Raw genomic sequence first — 16054 nt, forward strand, 5'->3', positions numbered from 1 at the left:
TATGGACTACATTAAAATAACATTAAAACCGGGGAAAGAAGACTCGTTCCACAGATTCCACCCATGGGTATTCTCAGGAGCGATATATCGCTTTGAGAAACAACCAGAAGAAGGAGATATCGTCGAGGTAACAGACCATCAAGGAAATTTTATCGGTATAGGCCAATACCAAATCGGTAGTATTGCCGTTCGTATATTGACTTTTAAACCGGAAGAAATAAACGAGCAATTCTACTTCAAAAGATTGCAAGAGGCATATAATGTGCGATTAAGTCTCGGTCTCCTTAACGGAGAGTATAACAATACCTGCCGATTGGTACATGGAGAAGGAGACAATTTACCGGGGCTTATCATCGACTTATATAATAAAACGGCTGTCATGCAAGCTCATACTCCGGGCATGCATTACGCCCGTCATCAAATAGCCCAAGCGTTGAAATCGGTTTTGGGAAATGCGATAGACAATATCTACTACAAATCGGAAACTACTCTCCCCTATAAAGCAGAACTTGATGCAGAAAACGAATATCTGTTGGGGGGCGATGCACCTAATATCGCCACGGAAAACGGACTGAAATTTTATGTCGATTGGGTTCGTGGGCAAAAGACCGGGTTCTTCGTCGACCAACGGGAAAACCGGGCCTTGCTCGAACGCTACGCTCACGGACGATCGGTTTTAAACATGTTCTGCTATACCGGCGGTTTCTCTTTTTACGCCATGCGGGGTAATGCCAAATTGGTACATTCGGTCGACAGCTCTTCGAAAGCTATCGATCTGACCTGCAAAAATGTAGAGTTGAACTTTCCCGGAGATAACAGGCATCAAGCATTTGCCGAAGATGCGTTCAAATTTTTGGATACTATGGGAGATCAATATGATTTAATTATTCTCGATCCACCGGCATTTGCAAAACATAAAAAAGTATTGAATAATGCTTTGCAAGGTTATCGGAAACTGAATGCAAAAGCATTCGAAAAAATTCGTCCGGGAGGAATATTGTTCACATTCTCTTGTTCGCAAGTAGTAAGTAAAGAAAATTTCAGATTGGCTGTTTTCAGTGCCGCAGCACAATCGGGACGCAATGTCCGCATTTTACACCAACTGACTCAACCCGCCGACCACCCGGTTAATATCTATCACCCGGAAGGTGAATACTTGAAAGGGTTAGTCTTGTATGTAGAATAAACCAAATTTCAAAAAATCACGTTATATGAAAAAAATTGTTTGTACAATGGCTTCATTGCTTATCTTAGCATCTTGTGCTACCAAACAGGAAAAAGACGACTTCGATTACACCGTAGAATCGTTTGCCGATCTTGAAATCCTGCGTTACAAAGTTCCCGGATTCGAGGAATTATCTTTAAAACAAAAAGAATTGGTTTATTACCTCTCCGAAGCTGCGGCATACGGCCGGGATATACTTTATGACCAAAACGGAAAATGGAACTTGGCCATTCGCCGCACTCTCGAAGCAATCTATCAAAACTATACCGGAGACCGCGAAAGTCAGGATTTCAAAAATTTTGAAGTTTATCTGAAACGGGTGTGGTTTTCAAATGGAATTCACCATCACTACGGCTGTGACAAATTTGTTCCCGAATTTTCACAAGAATTTTTTACCGAAGCTGTTAAATCGCTCGACCCTGAAACACTTCCTCTAACCACTGGTGCAAGTGTAGACGATCTACTCAATACATTGACTCCTGTTATTTTCGATCCCTCGGTCATGCCCAAACGAGTAAATCAAGCTGCCGGTGAGGACCTCATCGTCACCTCGGCATGCAATTATTACGATGGTGTGACTCAGGCCGAGGCAGAAGCGTTTTATAACAAAATGAAAAATCCCAAAGACGAAACTCCTATCTCGTACGGACTGAATAGCCGTTTAGTAAAACGTGACGGAAAAATCGTAGAAGAAACCTATAAAGTGGGCGGACTCTATACCGAAGCTATCGAGAAGATTGTATATTGGCTCGAAAAAGCTGCCGGCGTAGCAGAAAACGAACAACAGAAAGAAGTCATCGAGAAACTCATCGATTATTACCAAACCGGTGATTTGAAACAATTCGACGAATATGCCATTCTCTGGGTAAAAGATCTCGATTCCCAAGTAGATTTTGTCAACGGTTTTACCGAAACTTACGGCGATCCATTGGGCATGAAAGCGAGCTGGGAATCTATCGTCAACTTTAAAAATCTCGAAGCATCGGAACGGACTCATACGATCAGCGATAATGCTCAATGGTTCGAAGACAATTCTCCGGTGGATTCTCGATTCAAAAAAGATAAAGTAAAAGGTGTTTCAGCCAAAGTAATCACAGCGGCAATGTTAGCCGGAGACTGTTACCCCTCCACCCCCATAGGTATCAATTTACCCAACTCTAACTGGATTCGCCACATTCACGGATCAAAATCGGTAACGATCGAAAACATTACCGAGGCTTACGAGAAAGCCGCGCAAGGTAACGGATTCAACGATGAGTTCGTATGGAGCGATACCGAACGGAATTTGATGAATAACTACCTCTTCCAAGCCGACAACCTTCACACCGATTTACACGAATGCTTGGGTCATGGATCCGGTAAATTGTTACCCGGTGTAGATCCCGATGCATTAAAAGCATATAGCTCCACATTGGAAGAAGCTCGTGCCGACTTGTTCGCTCTATATTATATGGCCGATCCCAAAATATTGGAATTAGGTCTTCTTCCTTCGGAGGATGCCTACAAAGCAGCTTATTACAAATACATGATGAACGGACTCATGACTCAGCTCACCCGCATAGAACCGGGAAAAAACATAGAAGAGTCGCACATGCGTAATCGCCAATTAATCGCCCGTTGGGCCTACGAACATGGTAAAGCCGACAATGTCGTGGAATTTGCCAAACGTGATGGAAAAACTTACGTTGTCATCAATGATTATGAAAAACTACGGAGTTTGTTCGGTAAATTACTGGCCGAAGTACAACGGATAAAATCGGAAGGTGATTACGAAAGCGGTAAAAACTTAGTCGAGGAGTATGGAGTAATTGTCGACCAAGATTTGCACAATGAGGTATTGGCTCGATATGAAAACCTACACATAGCTCCGTACAAAGGATTTGTAAATCCGGTCTATACACCTATCACCGACGAGAACGGAAATATAACCGACATACAAATCTCCTATAACGAAGGATATGCCGAGCAAATGTTGAGATACTCCAAAGACTATTCTCCTCTGCCTATCTATACGTCTATACCCGTTGTTTGTAAATAATCGATACAACGATACTACCCTCACCCCGATATATGCCAGATATATCGGGGTGCTCTTTTTCTACAAAACATCTTTACTCGCTTATTTTTAATTTGTATCTTGCAACAAATTTCAATTACACATCATGCAACAAAAAATCAAAGACATAAAACTTAAATTCAGACAGGCAATGAACGGGATCGTTTCTCAAAACATGAGAAATCTCGGAGCCAACTACAAAATAAACTTTGGACTAACATTACCCCTGTTAAAAAAAATAGCCGAAGAGATACCGGCGGATGCTCAACTGGCAAATGCTTTGTGGAACGATACCGCCGTGCGTGAATCGATGATGCTGGCGCCTATGCTCTACCCCGCAGATGAATTTAACGAAGATGAAGCAGAAAAGTGGGTCACGAATATGCCCAATATCGAAATTGCCGATATATGCTGTAAAAGCCTGTTCCGCCGACTCCGATTCGCACCTCGAAAAGCACTGTCATGGAGTCTCTCCGACAAGATGATACGACAGTATACCGGATTGCAGTTAGCGACAGCTTGGCTTATCGACCACCACGAAATAAACGACATTTCGATATTCGAGCAGATAGCCGATATCGCACTAAAAAAAGTGGCAGACCCAAATGTCAATTTAGCTTTTCCTGCCGTCAATTATCTCAAACAAGCCATGCATCATGACAAACTTTCTGTCTATATTCTGTCGAATTCAAAAAACTCATTCGAGAACAATGAGTTATACAGTAACTTATTCGATGAATTAAACCAAGAAAAGGAACTGTTCAAAGAATTTTCGAGATACGATTCAAACTGAATTTGTTTTGCTTGTAATACAAAAATAGCTAAATTTGTAACATAGGTTGTTTACCATGCCAGAAGAAAAATCAAAAGAAACTGTAAAACAGTTGTTTATACAATTTTTAGAATCCCGGAATTTACGAAAAACCCCGGAACGGTTTGCTATATTGGAGAAAATATACACGACAACTCAACACTTCGATGTAGAAACTCTATATGAAGCTATGATCCAAAATGGATACAGAGTAAGCAAAGCCACGGTCTATAACACGATAGATCTGTTACTCGAAGCCAACTTAGTGCGCAAACACCAATTCGGGAGTAATCTGGCACAGTATGAACGAGTATATAATGCCAACCATCATCATCTCATCTGTATGAAATGTGGTAAAGTCAGGGAAGTAAAAGATTTGGATTTGATGTCCAATTTGAATACTCGCAAATTCAATAAATTCAATACATCGTACTATACCCTATATGTCTATGGCATTTGTAGCCGATGTAGCAACAAAAACAAAAAAGATAAAATCGAAAAGAAATAAACCGAATTAAAGTTTACATAACACTCAAATTATGAAAGTCGATGTTCTCTTAGGATTGCAATGGGGCGACGAAGGTAAAGGTAAAGTCGTTGATGTATTGACACCCAATTATGATATAATCACTCGCTTTCAGGGAGGCCCCAATGCCGGCCATACACTGGAATTCAAAGGCGAAAAATATGTTTTACGCTCTATTCCTTCGGGTATTTTTCAAGGAGGGAAAATAAATATCATCGGGAATGGCGTAGTTTTGGATCCTATTCTGTTCAAAGAAGAAGCCGAAAGTTTAGCCGAAAGCGGACACGATCTCACCCAATGCCTCTACATTTCAAAAAAAGCTCACCTGATTTTACCCACACACCGAATTCTCGATGCGGCTTATGAAGCTGCGAAAGGAAGCTCCAAAATCGGGACCACAGGAAAAGGTATCGGACCCACCTATTCCGATAAAATCAGTAGAAACGGTGTTCGCGTAGGCGACATATTCCTCGATTTCAAAAAAATATATACCACGGCAAAAACTAAACACGAAAATATTCTTCGCTCTCTTAATTACGATTACAACATAGACGAATTGGAACCCAAATGGTTCGAAGCTATCGAATACTTGAAAAGATTTAAAATCATTGACAGCGAACACGTTATCAATCATTACCTGAAAGAAGGAAAATCTATCCTCGCCGAAGGAGCGCAAGGAACGATGCTCGATGTCGATTTCGGTTCTTACCCGTTCGTCACGTCATCGAATACCGTATGTGCCGGGGCATGTACCGGATTGGGAGTTGCTCCTAGTAAAATCGGAGAAGTGTATGGTATATTCAAGGCCTATTGTACCCGGGTAGGAAGCGGCCCCTTTCCAACTGAACTATTCGACGAAACCGGAAAGAAAATACGAGACCTCGGCCATGAATACGGTGCTGTGACAGGACGGGAACGACGCTGCGGCTGGATCGATTTGGTAGCCTTGAAATACGCGATTATGATAGATGGAGTAACCAAACTAATCATGATGAAAAGCGATGTTCTCGATTCTTTCGAAACCATTAAGGCTTGTGTCGCTTATCGGATAAATGGAAAAGAAACTACTGAATTCCCCTACTCTATTGAAGAAAATATTGAACCGGTTTATGTAGAACTTCCGGGCTGGAAAACCGATATGACTAAGATTCACACAGAAAAAGAATTTCCCCAGAAGTTCAATGATTATATCGCATTTTTGGAAAAAGAATTACAAGTACCTATCCAAATTGTATCGGTGGGACCGGATCGTGAACAAACGATTATCCTCTCCAATAAATAATAACTAACCTAACCTCTATCTACTATGGCAAAGATTAAACCATTCAAGGGAATACGTCCTCCGAAAGATTTCGTCGAGCAGGTGGCCTCACGACCTTATGATGTTCTCAATTCAGAAGAAGCGCGCCAAGAAGCCGATGGCAATGAAAAATCGCTCTACCATATTATTAAACCTGAGATCGATTTTGTTTCCGGTACGGACGAACATAGTCCAGAAGTTTATCAAAAAGCGGTAGAGAACTTTAATATGTTCCAAGAGAAAGGTTGGTTGGTACAAGATAACAAAGAACATTATTACATCTACGCTCAAACCATGAACGGACATACTCAATATGGATTGGTCGTAGGTGCATGTGTCGAAGACTATATGTCGGGAGCAATTAAAAAGCACGAACTTACTCGGCGAGATAAAGAGGAAGACCGTATGAAACATGTGCGTATCAATAATGCCAACATCGAACCGGTATTCTTCGCTTATCCTGATAATACAGAACTCGCTGCAATCATCAAACAAGAAACTTCTGTTTCTCCTGAATATGATTTTGTAGCTCCCGATGGATTCGGACACCATTTTTGGGTAATCGACAACGATAAAACAATAGCTCGAATTACAGAACTATTTGCACAAATTCCCAATTTATATATTGCTGACGGACATCACCGAACGGCTGCGGCCGCCCTAGTAGGGAATGAAAAAGCACGGCAAAATCCCAATCATCGCGGTGACGAAGAATACAATTACTTCTTAGCTGTCTGCTTTCCAGCATCTCAATTACAGATTATCGATTACAACCGAGTTGTAAAAGACCTGAACGGACTTACCCCTCATGAATTTCTTGAAAAACTAAAAGAAAATTTCATTGTCGAAGAAAAAGGAGTGCAAATATATAAACCGAAAAAGCTACATAATTTTTCTCTATATATAGATGGGAAATGGTATTCCTTAACGGCAAAAGAAGGTACATACGACGATAACGATCCCATAGGAATACTCGATGTAACTATATCTTCCGACCTAATTCTCAGGGATATTTTGGGTATAAAAGATTTACGTTCGGACAAACGAATCGATTTCGTCGGAGGAATCCGGGGACTCGAAGAATTGCAACACAGAGTCGACAGCGGTGAAATGAAAATGGCTTTGGCTCTATATCCGGTATCGATGAAACAACTGATGGACATAGCGGATACGGGTAACATAATGCCACCCAAAACAACATGGTTCGAACCTAAATTAAGATCTGGGCTGATTATTCATAAATTGGAGTGAGAAGGCTGGCCTATTTCCACACTTAGCGGTTCTTTGATATAATATTATTTAACAAAGAACTGCTATATTATTTTTTATCTCATGCAGCAAAAAAGGGTTTGATTACATCTATTTAATGTAGAAGTAACTCAGGCCGAGTAAATCGGTATGAATGAAAAAGAGCTGATAGAAGCTTGTAAAAACAACGACGTTCGAGCGCAGAAGTTACTTTACGAAACTTTTGCTCGCAAAATGATGTCAGTGTGTTTGCGTTATGCCGATAATCGAGAAATGGCAGAAGACTTTTTGCAAGACGGATTTATCAAAGTTTTTTCTTCCATACGGAGTTACAGTTACGAAGGTTCTTTTGAAGGATGGATGCGGCGTATTTTTGTCAATACGGCATTAGAGGCTTTACGCAAAAACGATCTGTTAAGAAACGGAGTCGAGTTAAATGCGTTAGAACCACAGCAAGAGGCCGACTACTCTGCCGTAGAAAAAATCTCGGCCGATGAATTGATGGAACTCATCGCGCAACTACCTCCGGGCTTTCGGACGGTTTTCAATATGTTTGCTATCGAAGGCTATTCACATAGAGAAATAGCCGAGACTTTAAACATCAATGAAAGTACTTCGAGATCGCAGTATACACGGGCAAAAAGATTGCTGCAAAAATGGATTAAAGAATTAAAGTAAACAGGTATTGATAACAATCTATTAATGATAGACGATCAGAATTTCGAAAAAGCAATACGCACCAAACTGGTACAACATGAATCCGATGTTCCGGATGCCATGTGGTCGGGTATTGAGTCGAGATTGCTTAAAAGAGTACCCAATAAAGTACCCCTCTATCGTCGTATCATGTGGTATTCGGCCGCTGCAATCGTTATGGGTGTTATCGTTACGGTGGCTTTATGGCAATATCCGGATAAAGAAATATCCGCACCTCTCGCTGTTAATGAGGATTACACAGCTCCCACAATAACACAACCTTCTATTTCAAATCTTCATTCAAGTATTGAATCTCCTTCGGTAGAGACACCCAAATTTTTACCGGTTTCATCGCCTCAGTCTCAGAGTCAAACAAAGCAAGAAACTCAAACTGACTCAAAAATTGAAATCGTCGAAACGAATAAAATGAATGAATCTCAAGTAGAAAACAGATCTAACAATACGAAATCAGAACAATACGATTCACAATCCTATCGGAAAAAGTTAGAAGATTTCGAAAATGACGGCAAAAAACTGAAAGAGGCCGATCTTGCAATTACCGAATCGATGAAAAAGGGTAAAAGCAATGGGCTAAAATTCGGACTTATGGCATCCAATGCGACCTCTGGAAACAGTAAGAATCCGGCAAAAGCTATTCGCACGAGAAATCCGCTAATGATGATGTCGGCAAGAAGGAATCCAGTTTATGAATTTGACCACAAGATGCCATTATCTGTGGGAGCCACAGTTTCCAAAAGTTTGGCAAAAAATTGGGAGTTAGAATCAGGTATAATATACACTTATTTATACTCCAAATATCATTCAACCAACGGAAACGGTAGTCAAGAATTACATTATTTAGGTATTCCCATAGATATTATATATCGATTTGCCCGAGTGAAACGAGCATCTTTTTATGCTTCTGCGGGAGGAAAGGTTGATTTTTACCTTACCGGACAACAGAAAGACGAAGGACACGACGAAGGAATTTCCGGGTCTGGGTATAAAAAGCTCGAACATGAAAATGTACAATTCTCTGTACAGGCCAAATTGGGAGCGGCTCTCACACTGTATAAGCAAACGGAACTTTATTTGGAGCCCCATATCGCATATTATATCGAGAATAATTCGAGTATACACAATATATGGAAAGATAAACCTTTCAACTTTGGATTAACGTTGGGAATAAGAACTGGCTTTTAAACGAACAACATTTATAAACTAAGAACAAAAAAATAATGAACACATTGAAACTTGTATCTATTCTAATTTTGCTCTGTGGCGTTTTATCATTTTCCGGCTGTTTAGGCGACGGCGGAAATACCTTATCTGTATACTCTACGGGCAGTATCTATAAAACTTCGACAGGAACTTCCTATATGTTTATAGACCGAGCCGGTATATCTGCGACAAGCGCAGAATTACAAGGTGAAAGGTTAGAAGTAGGCGACAGAATATTAGCTACCACGACCATCGATTTCGATAATCAGGGAACCCAATTGGCGCAAGGTATATACAATGCCACGATTGCAGGGGTACATAAATTCGATTGTAAAAACTATACATTCGACAATTCTATATCCTCTTTCGCTAGTGACACATTGCCCACACTATATGGTGTAGAACCTTTCCTAAGCTATCGCAAAGACGACACGATATTGACTTTTGCATATGTCAAACATGATGTAGAAAATGGTGACCCGAGTTCTTTGAAGCTAGTCCAACCTAAATTATACAATCCAGAAGCTAAAACAGATACACTCTTTCTCATATATGAAAAAGGGAATATCAAAGATAGCAAAAGCTCGGACTATATTTCTTTCAAATTACCTCAATATCCGAGTGACACAGATATTAACGTCGTTGTAAGATACAATGCCGAAAGTTCCAATTTATCGACCAATAACGGCGACGGAACCAGTAAACTATTTTCTATAACATATAACAGACCTTCGACACTAAACTAATTCTATAAAGAACTTTTATTTTTGATGTTTATAATTTCAGACGGGGTGTCCGTGAGGATACCTCTTTCTTTTTATAAAAATGGAAGCATTTCTATCGATTTCACCCATTGCAATAATTACAAAATAATACTATCTTTGTCTCCTTATAATACTCATAAAAAACGATGAAAAAACTTTTTTTCTTTGCTATCGCCCTGCTATGGACAGGGTTCAGCTCTTTCTCGAAAACTCTTTCTTTGCAAGGAGAGTTTATAAATCCCTCGCACCGATATATTCAATACATAGGCCGTATTAGTCATAAAACTCCGGATGCTATTCGTTTCAATTATCCCGGAGTTCAAATACGGGCTTCATTCCGGGGTACATCTCTAAAAATGTATGCCAAGCCCATGAGTGGATTTTTTATGGTAAAGATCGACAACGCTGCCCCTTTCAAAATTTCATTCAATTCCCCCTCCGACTCGATCGTTACCCTTGCCACAGCACTAAACGATACGGTTCATACTGCGACTATCATGAATGTAATAGAGGCTTTCCATCGTCAACCGGAATTCAAAGGCTTTTTGCTTGACAAAGGGAAAAACTTGGTATCCCCGCCAAACCTTCCACAACGCAAAATAGAATTTATCGGTAATTCCATCACATGTGGATATGGAATAGAGAGTGTTGAAGCCTCCGATCCCTTTACCGAAGAAACGGAAAATCACTATTACACCTACGCTGCAATCACTGCCCGAAACCTCCATGCCCAACATTTTGTGATAGCTCGCAGTGGAATAGGTATCTACCGAAATTATAACGGGCCACGTGAAGGCAGTCCAGATTGTATGCCTGCCATGTATAATCAAACTCTTTTCAATGATTCCTCCGAAATTTGGGACTTCTCCCGATATATCCCAGACGTCGTATGCATAAACCTCGGTACAAACGATACCAGCACGCCCGGTTATGATACGGATCGTTTGTATAATGCCTATCTCGCTTTCCATAAAACAGTACGCAATAATTATCCAAAAGCCAAAATCGTGTGGCTTACAGGCTGTATGCTTCATGGTGAGTCGTTGTCTTTGGTTAAAAATACGCTCGACCGACTCTCCGATACACTTCACAAAGCCGGAGACCTCGAAGTATATCGTTTCGATATGACTCCCCAAACCGGAGAATTAGGATACGGAGCAAGTTGGCATCCCAGCCTTTTACAACAACAACGAATGGCTGACGAACTGACTCCATTTCTCCGTAAGTTAATGAGCTGGACAGATTAACCATCTTCAACAAAAAACATTACGGAAGGCGGACTCAAAATAAAACGGATCTATTTTGAGCCAAGCTATATTCTGTAAAAGTCAAATATAAAAAAGCCCAGAAAGACCTCAATCTTTCTGGGCTTTTTTATATGTTGGGTAGAACTATCTTAACGAAACAAGTCCGTGTGGTCTGCAATATACCAATCGTACATCTTTTGTACCCCCTCCTCTATCTCGATTTTATGATGCCACCCCAAAGCATGTAGTTTGGAAACATCGGTCAATTTACGCATGGTCCCGTCCGGTTTATCGGCATTGAACCGAATCTCTCCTTCATAACCGACAACTTCCCGTATCCGGTGAGCCAAAGCAGCTATGGTTATTTCTTTACCTGTTCCGATATTGATATGGCAATTCCTTACTTCCGGGTTATCACCTTTCACATCAGAGAAATCGACATGTTCGAGAATATATACCGAAGCATCGGCCATCTCCTCGCTCCACAAAAACTCACGTAACGGTTTCCCGGTCCCCCACAATTCCACATAATCGGGATAAATACCATACTTACTCAACACCGTGAGAATAGCTCCTGTCGTGGCGGTTCCGTCGATACCCTCCACTGGCCGCAACGATAAATCTTTACGAACAGCGCCCCAATCGTCCATCATTAAACATTTTCCCAAATGTATTTTACGAATCATAGCAGGCAACACATGGCTTCGCTCCAAATGGAAATTATCGTTAGGACCATAGAGGTTAGTAGGCATTACAGCAATATAGTTGGTTCCATATTGCAAATTAAAACTTTCACACATTTTCAAACCGGCAATCTTGGCAATCGCATACGGCTCGTTCGTATATTCCAACGGAGAAGTTAACAATGCATCCTCTTTCATCGGCTGTCGAGCATCACGCGGATAAATGCAAGTACTGCCCAAGAACAACAATTTCTTTACTCCATGTCTGAAACTTTCACCGATGACATTCTGCTGTATTTGCAAGTTTTGATAGATAAAATCTGCCCGATAGATACTGTTTGCCATAATCCCCCCAACATGAGCGGCCGCCAAAATCACATACTCCGGCTGCTCTTCGTCAAAGAATCTCTTCACAGCAACCCCGTCGAGCAAATCCAATTCTTTATGAGAACGACCTATCAAATGGGTGTAACCCTTTTCCTGCAAATTCTTCCAAATAGCCGATCCCACCAATCCATGATGCCCGGCTACATATATTTTGGCACTCTTTTCCATACCGACTCTTTTCTTATTTAACAATACCCTTTTCCAGATATTCAGCCAAGTTCATGCGAATCTCGTCTCCGGCTCTCTCGACCGCCACTTTCGCCATGTCGGCATCGACCATAATCTTCACCAATTCTTCAAAAGAGGTCTTCATGGGATTCCACCCCAACTCTTTCTTTGCTTTCGTCGGGTCACCCCACAAATTCACCACATCGGTAGGACGATAAAAATCAGGAGAAACCTCGACAACGACCTTCCCGGTCGCCCGGTCTATACCCTTCTCATTCTCCCCTTCGCCTACGAAATCCAATTCTATACCGACATGATGGAATGCCAACTGACAAAACTCCCGTACCGAATGCTGTACACCGGTGGCAATCACAAAATCCTCGGGTTTATCATTCTGTAAAATAAGCCACATGCACTCTACATAATCCTTGGCATATCCCCAATCTCGCAACGACGAAAGATTTCCCAAATAGAGCTTCTCTTGTTTCCCTTGTGCAATACGAGCGGCGGCCAATGTAATCTTACGAGTCACAAAAGTCTCCCCTCGACGTTCCGATTCATGGTTAAACAAGATACCCGAACAGCAGAACATATTATAAGCCTCACGATACTCTTTGACAATCCAAAATCCATAGAGCTTAGCCACTGCATAAGGGCTGTATGGGTGGAATGGAGTCTGTTCGTTTTGCGGAACTTGTTCTACCTTACCATACAACTCCGATGTCGAAGCCTGATAAATGCGACAAGTTTCGGCCAAACCACATTGGCGGACGGCTTCAAGAATGCGAAGCACACCGGTGGCATCTACATCGGCTGTAAATTCCGGGGCATCGAATGACACTTGTACATGGCTTTGAGCTGCCAAATTATATATTTCATCGGGTCTTACTTTCCCGACCACCTGAATCAGACTCATCGAGTCTCCTAAATCGGCATAATGCAAATGGAAATGAGGCAAACCTTCCAAATGGGCTATACGTTCACGATAGTCTACCGAAGACCGGCGAATCGTTCCGTGCACTTCATATCCCTTTTCCAATAAAAATTCTGCAAGAAATGACCCATCTTGCCCGGTAATACCGGTAATTAGCGCTGTTTTCATAACTGTATTTATTCGCTTTTATTGATTATTTCATCTATTTATAATGTCATCATAAAAATATAGCCGAATGCAAAAAACGAGCTTATTCGAGTTCCTTACCGAAGCAATTCCTTCATTTTACAAATATAGCGAAAGGTGATTGCAAAGGCAAACGGAAATCACATTTCCGAATGGGCTATGCCGAACCGTATCCTATATTCTACAAATATAGCGAAAGTCGAAAGCAAAAAAGTTAAGCTCGCTTAGGCCTTTTGATAAGACTCATCTTAGAAGCTGTTTTAAATTTATTGAGAAATAATATTATCATTGCAAGCAGGTATGTTCCGGCCATGTTGAGCCCCTGTCTCGGAATAAATTTAAAACAGCTTCTTATATTCCATAAATATAACAAAAGATAAATGTAGTGTCAAATTTTCAAATTCGGCTCTACCGGCCTACTTCCTCGAATCAATCACTCGGTTTTTCCCGCCAATTTTTTACGTTTTCGCTTGCGATTCCACTCTTGATAAAGCAATTTAGGCAGAGAGTACACAATCATCGAGCAACGCCCTATTTGCTTTTTCGGTTCGCAATAAATTCGGTGCAAAAATTCCAAATGAGCCCGCACCATCCAATAAGGAGCCCTGTTCACATCGGTTCCGCTATAAAATTTGAATGCCGCTCCCACAGCGATCATCACCCCTCGTTTCAAATAGGGTTTTAATTTGCTCATAAATATCTCTTGCTTGGGAGCACCCAATGCAATCCAAATAATCTCGGAGCCATCTTTTTCCAACATCTCGGCAATAGCCGGATAGTCAAACTCTTCAACTCTCTTATAAGGTAATGAGTAAAACCACATGTTTGCAATTCGTGGATCTATCTCCGACAAGTTATTTTGCAGCCCGTTTAAAGTCGCTTGCGTCGTTCCAAGAAAAGCCATTTTATATCGCTTCATATGGACAATATCCATAAAAATCTCGCTTCCGCAATACTGGTGACGTTCTATACCATAAATCCATCGCAAATACAAGGGTACATAACCACTATCACAAATAGAGAACATCGCTCCATCTACAACCTGTCTGTAATCCGGGTCCCGGTTTACCGTACTTAAAATAACCCCGTCCGAGACACATATATATCCCGGCTTCCCCAATAACAACGCTTCGTCGATAGCCTGTAAAACAGCTCGTTTATCAAACTCATACCTGATATTGAAATAATTCTCCATAAAAATTGATATATAAAGTGACTGTCGGAACTCCCCTATCCCGACTATAAAACAATCTTACCCGCTTGTTTGATTTCAGACCGAGCCCATCGATGACTTATTTACTCGGTTTGTAAATGTATTACTCTACTTGAAATATAATCCCTCGTTATTCCCTATCTACTCCACCGTTCCGAATCTTTTTCACACCATTCTCCCCTCCCAAACACGGGAATCACAGAAGCAGAGAAATATTTACTGAAATACAATCTACGACAATATGCCTCTTGCTTACGATTCAAAAGTCCCGGCTTCTCGTAATTTCACTAAGAAGAAAATAGAAAAAATTAAAACTGTACAAATTTTTACATCAACCTTTTCACCAAACAGAATGTACCCTCTTTCACCCAAGCCAATAAGAATGAGCTAATAAACAATATGGGAACAATAACAAAGAAATAGATCCCAAATTGCGACTGATTCACAAAATAGTGTTCCATGAAATAGGGATAAACCATTGCGTCGAACAGATAACAACATAGATACATATCGAGAGACAAAAGCGAAATCTTTGTCAAACTTTTACGCAATACCGGTAATTTGAAATCGGTCTGATAAAACAGCAGAAAAAATGCCAAAGCAATAACCGTTCCAAATACACCCCACGGGCCTCCCGCAATTTGAATAAGCGTATGATTATGTACGAACAATGAATTAAATACAGGATTTATCAGGCACAATAACAAAATCACAATCCACAACTTCCAACTTTCAAACCGTGGTTTATACTCATGAATATAAGAGCCGGCAAAGAAAAATGTCAACGGATAGCACGAAGCCCAGAATCCAGGAACCAAATGTAGCCCATACCGATTCAACAAATCGGGCAATGCCGTCATCGCATACAATGTCAATATCAAAATCTGTTTCTGCCACCGAGTAGGTATTGCTTTATACAACATATTCAAGAACGGTGTCAAGAGGAACAATCCTATCCACATCTCGATATACCATGCATATGGTATAGCCGAAAAATCGAATATCTTCAAAATCCATTTTGCCCAAGTCAAATCCTCTTGTAAATAATATTTACGAAACAAAATCGTAAGGAGCGAAAACAGAAAATAAGAAGCCAGTACCCGAATACAGCCTTTATAATACCGTTTCGATACCGTTTTATTGATATTCAAATAACCGGTCAACAGAAGAAATAACGGAACTCCCGTCATAAATAACGGAATGGACATTGCCTGCAAAAACATCGAAAAGCCTCCAAAATCTGTATTTTTAAATGGAGTATTCAAGACAAAAAAATGGCCTGCTATCACAAATAATATCGCACAGCTTCGAACTAAATCCAGCCCTATTATTCGATTTTGGCACGATTTTTGCCCCCCCCCTAAATTATTCTTGCATAATTGTTTCATA

General features: G+C 40.8%; 14 protein-coding genes. 10 read left to right on the forward strand and 4 right to left on the reverse strand.

Annotation, left to right across the window (positions count from 1 at the left end):
- The first annotated feature begins 1 nt into the window (after nt 1).
- The 10 genes from HMPREF9448_RS08170 to HMPREF9448_RS08215 all read left to right on the forward strand — a co-directional run bounded on the left by HMPREF9448_RS08170 (nt 2) and on the right by HMPREF9448_RS08215 (nt 11094).
- The gene (locus HMPREF9448_RS08170; RefSeq protein ID WP_008862128.1) at nt 2-1186 is read left to right on the forward strand and encodes a class I SAM-dependent rRNA methyltransferase; all 1185 of its coding nucleotides are present in this window, start codon (nt 2-4) and stop codon (nt 1184-1186) included.
- A gap of 25 nt (nt 1187-1211) precedes the next feature.
- Nucleotides 1212-3263, forward strand: coding sequence for a dipeptidyl-peptidase 3 family protein (locus HMPREF9448_RS08175; protein ID WP_008862129.1), 2052 nt, complete (start codon nt 1212-1214; stop codon nt 3261-3263).
- Nucleotides 3264-3387: 124 nt separating this feature from the next.
- Entirely contained in the window at nt 3388-4074 is a 687-nt protein-coding gene (locus HMPREF9448_RS14200) for a DNA alkylation repair protein (protein WP_051008906.1), read from the forward strand.
- A gap of 55 nt (nt 4075-4129) precedes the next feature.
- Nucleotides 4130-4600: a Fur family transcriptional regulator gene (locus HMPREF9448_RS08185; protein ID WP_008862131.1), complete on the forward strand. Its 471-nt coding sequence runs from the start codon at nt 4130-4132 to the stop codon at nt 4598-4600.
- A gap of 31 nt (nt 4601-4631) precedes the next feature.
- Nucleotides 4632-5900, forward strand: a complete 1269-nt coding sequence (locus tag HMPREF9448_RS08190; protein ID WP_008862132.1) for an adenylosuccinate synthase — start codon at nt 4632-4634, stop codon at nt 5898-5900.
- Between the two features lie 24 nt (nt 5901-5924).
- Nucleotides 5925-7169, forward strand: coding sequence for a DUF1015 domain-containing protein (locus HMPREF9448_RS08195; protein WP_008862133.1), 1245 nt, complete (start codon nt 5925-5927; stop codon nt 7167-7169).
- A gap of 147 nt (nt 7170-7316) precedes the next feature.
- Nucleotides 7317-7844: an RNA polymerase sigma factor gene (locus HMPREF9448_RS08200; protein WP_008862134.1), complete on the forward strand. Its 528-nt coding sequence runs from the start codon at nt 7317-7319 to the stop codon at nt 7842-7844.
- Nucleotides 7845-7868: 24 nt separating this feature from the next.
- A complete protein-coding gene (locus tag HMPREF9448_RS08205) occupies nt 7869-9065 on the forward strand; it encodes an outer membrane beta-barrel protein (protein ID WP_008862135.1) in 1197 nt (398 codons plus the stop codon).
- A 35-nt stretch (nt 9066-9100) separates the two neighbouring features.
- On the forward strand, nt 9101-9829 hold the full coding sequence (locus HMPREF9448_RS08210) for a hypothetical protein (RefSeq protein WP_008862136.1): 729 nt from the start codon (nt 9101-9103) through the stop codon (nt 9827-9829).
- 164 nt (nt 9830-9993) lie between these two features.
- Complete coding sequence (locus tag HMPREF9448_RS08215) at nt 9994-11094, forward strand: SGNH/GDSL hydrolase family protein (RefSeq protein WP_008862137.1); 1101 nt, start codon at nt 9994-9996, stop codon at nt 11092-11094.
- A gap of 149 nt (nt 11095-11243) precedes the next feature.
- Here the strand turns inward: HMPREF9448_RS08215 and HMPREF9448_RS08220 are convergent, their stop codons facing one another.
- From HMPREF9448_RS08220 to HMPREF9448_RS08235, 4 genes are all read right to left on the reverse strand, one after another.
- Nucleotides 11244-12332 carry a GDP-L-fucose synthase family protein gene (locus HMPREF9448_RS08220; RefSeq protein WP_008862138.1) on the reverse strand — a complete coding sequence of 363 codons (1089 nt, stop codon included), beginning with the start codon at nt 12330-12332 and terminating at the stop codon, nt 11244-11246.
- 13 nt (nt 12333-12345) lie between these two features.
- On the reverse strand, nt 12346-13434 hold the full coding sequence (gene gmd / locus HMPREF9448_RS08225) for a GDP-mannose 4,6-dehydratase (RefSeq protein WP_008862139.1): 1089 nt from the start codon (nt 13432-13434) through the stop codon (nt 12346-12348).
- Between the two features lie 451 nt (nt 13435-13885).
- Nucleotides 13886-14647 (reverse strand): WecB/TagA/CpsF family glycosyltransferase, encoded by a 762-nt coding sequence (locus HMPREF9448_RS08230; protein WP_008862140.1) that lies wholly within the window; start codon nt 14645-14647, stop codon nt 13886-13888.
- Between the two features lie 344 nt (nt 14648-14991).
- The gene (locus HMPREF9448_RS08235; protein WP_008862141.1) at nt 14992-16053 is read right to left on the reverse strand and encodes an acyltransferase; all 1062 of its coding nucleotides are present in this window, start codon (nt 16051-16053) and stop codon (nt 14992-14994) included.
- Nucleotide 16054 lies beyond the last annotated feature (1 nt).

Source organism: Barnesiella intestinihominis YIT 11860, from assembly GCF_000296465.1.
GTDB lineage: Bacteria > Bacteroidota > Bacteroidia > Bacteroidales > Barnesiellaceae > Barnesiella > Barnesiella intestinihominis.

Bases quoted from the DNA above. Each gene is read 5' to 3' on its own strand.
- HMPREF9448_RS08170 (WP_008862128.1), top strand. From the start codon at position 2: ATGGACTACATTAAAATAACATTAAAACCGGGGAAAGAAGACTCGTTC.
- HMPREF9448_RS08175 (WP_008862129.1), top strand. From the start codon at position 1,212: ATGAAAAAAATTGTTTGTACAATGGCTTCATTGCTTATCTTAGCATCT.
- HMPREF9448_RS14200 (WP_051008906.1), top strand. From the start codon at position 3,388: ATGCAACAAAAAATCAAAGACATAAAACTTAAATTCAGACAGGCAATG.
- HMPREF9448_RS08185 (WP_008862131.1), top strand. From the start codon at position 4,130: ATGCCAGAAGAAAAATCAAAAGAAACTGTAAAACAGTTGTTTATACAA.
- HMPREF9448_RS08190 (WP_008862132.1), top strand. From the start codon at position 4,632: ATGAAAGTCGATGTTCTCTTAGGATTGCAATGGGGCGACGAAGGTAAA.
- HMPREF9448_RS08195 (WP_008862133.1), top strand. From the start codon at position 5,925: ATGGCAAAGATTAAACCATTCAAGGGAATACGTCCTCCGAAAGATTTC.
- HMPREF9448_RS08200 (WP_008862134.1), top strand. From the start codon at position 7,317: ATGAATGAAAAAGAGCTGATAGAAGCTTGTAAAAACAACGACGTTCGA.
- HMPREF9448_RS08205 (WP_008862135.1), top strand. From the start codon at position 7,869: ATGATAGACGATCAGAATTTCGAAAAAGCAATACGCACCAAACTGGTA.
- HMPREF9448_RS08210 (WP_008862136.1), top strand. From the start codon at position 9,101: ATGAACACATTGAAACTTGTATCTATTCTAATTTTGCTCTGTGGCGTT.
- HMPREF9448_RS08215 (WP_008862137.1), top strand. From the start codon at position 9,994: ATGAAAAAACTTTTTTTCTTTGCTATCGCCCTGCTATGGACAGGGTTC.
- HMPREF9448_RS08220 (WP_008862138.1), bottom strand. From the start codon at position 12,332: ATGGAAAAGAGTGCCAAAATATATGTAGCCGGGCATCATGGATTGGTG.
- gmd (WP_008862139.1), bottom strand. From the start codon at position 13,434: ATGAAAACAGCGCTAATTACCGGTATTACCGGGCAAGATGGGTCATTT.
- HMPREF9448_RS08230 (WP_008862140.1), bottom strand. From the start codon at position 14,647: ATGGAGAATTATTTCAATATCAGGTATGAGTTTGATAAACGAGCTGTT.
- HMPREF9448_RS08235 (WP_008862141.1), bottom strand. From the start codon at position 16,053: ATGAAACAATTATGCAAGAATAATTTAGGGGGGGGGCAAAAATCGTGC.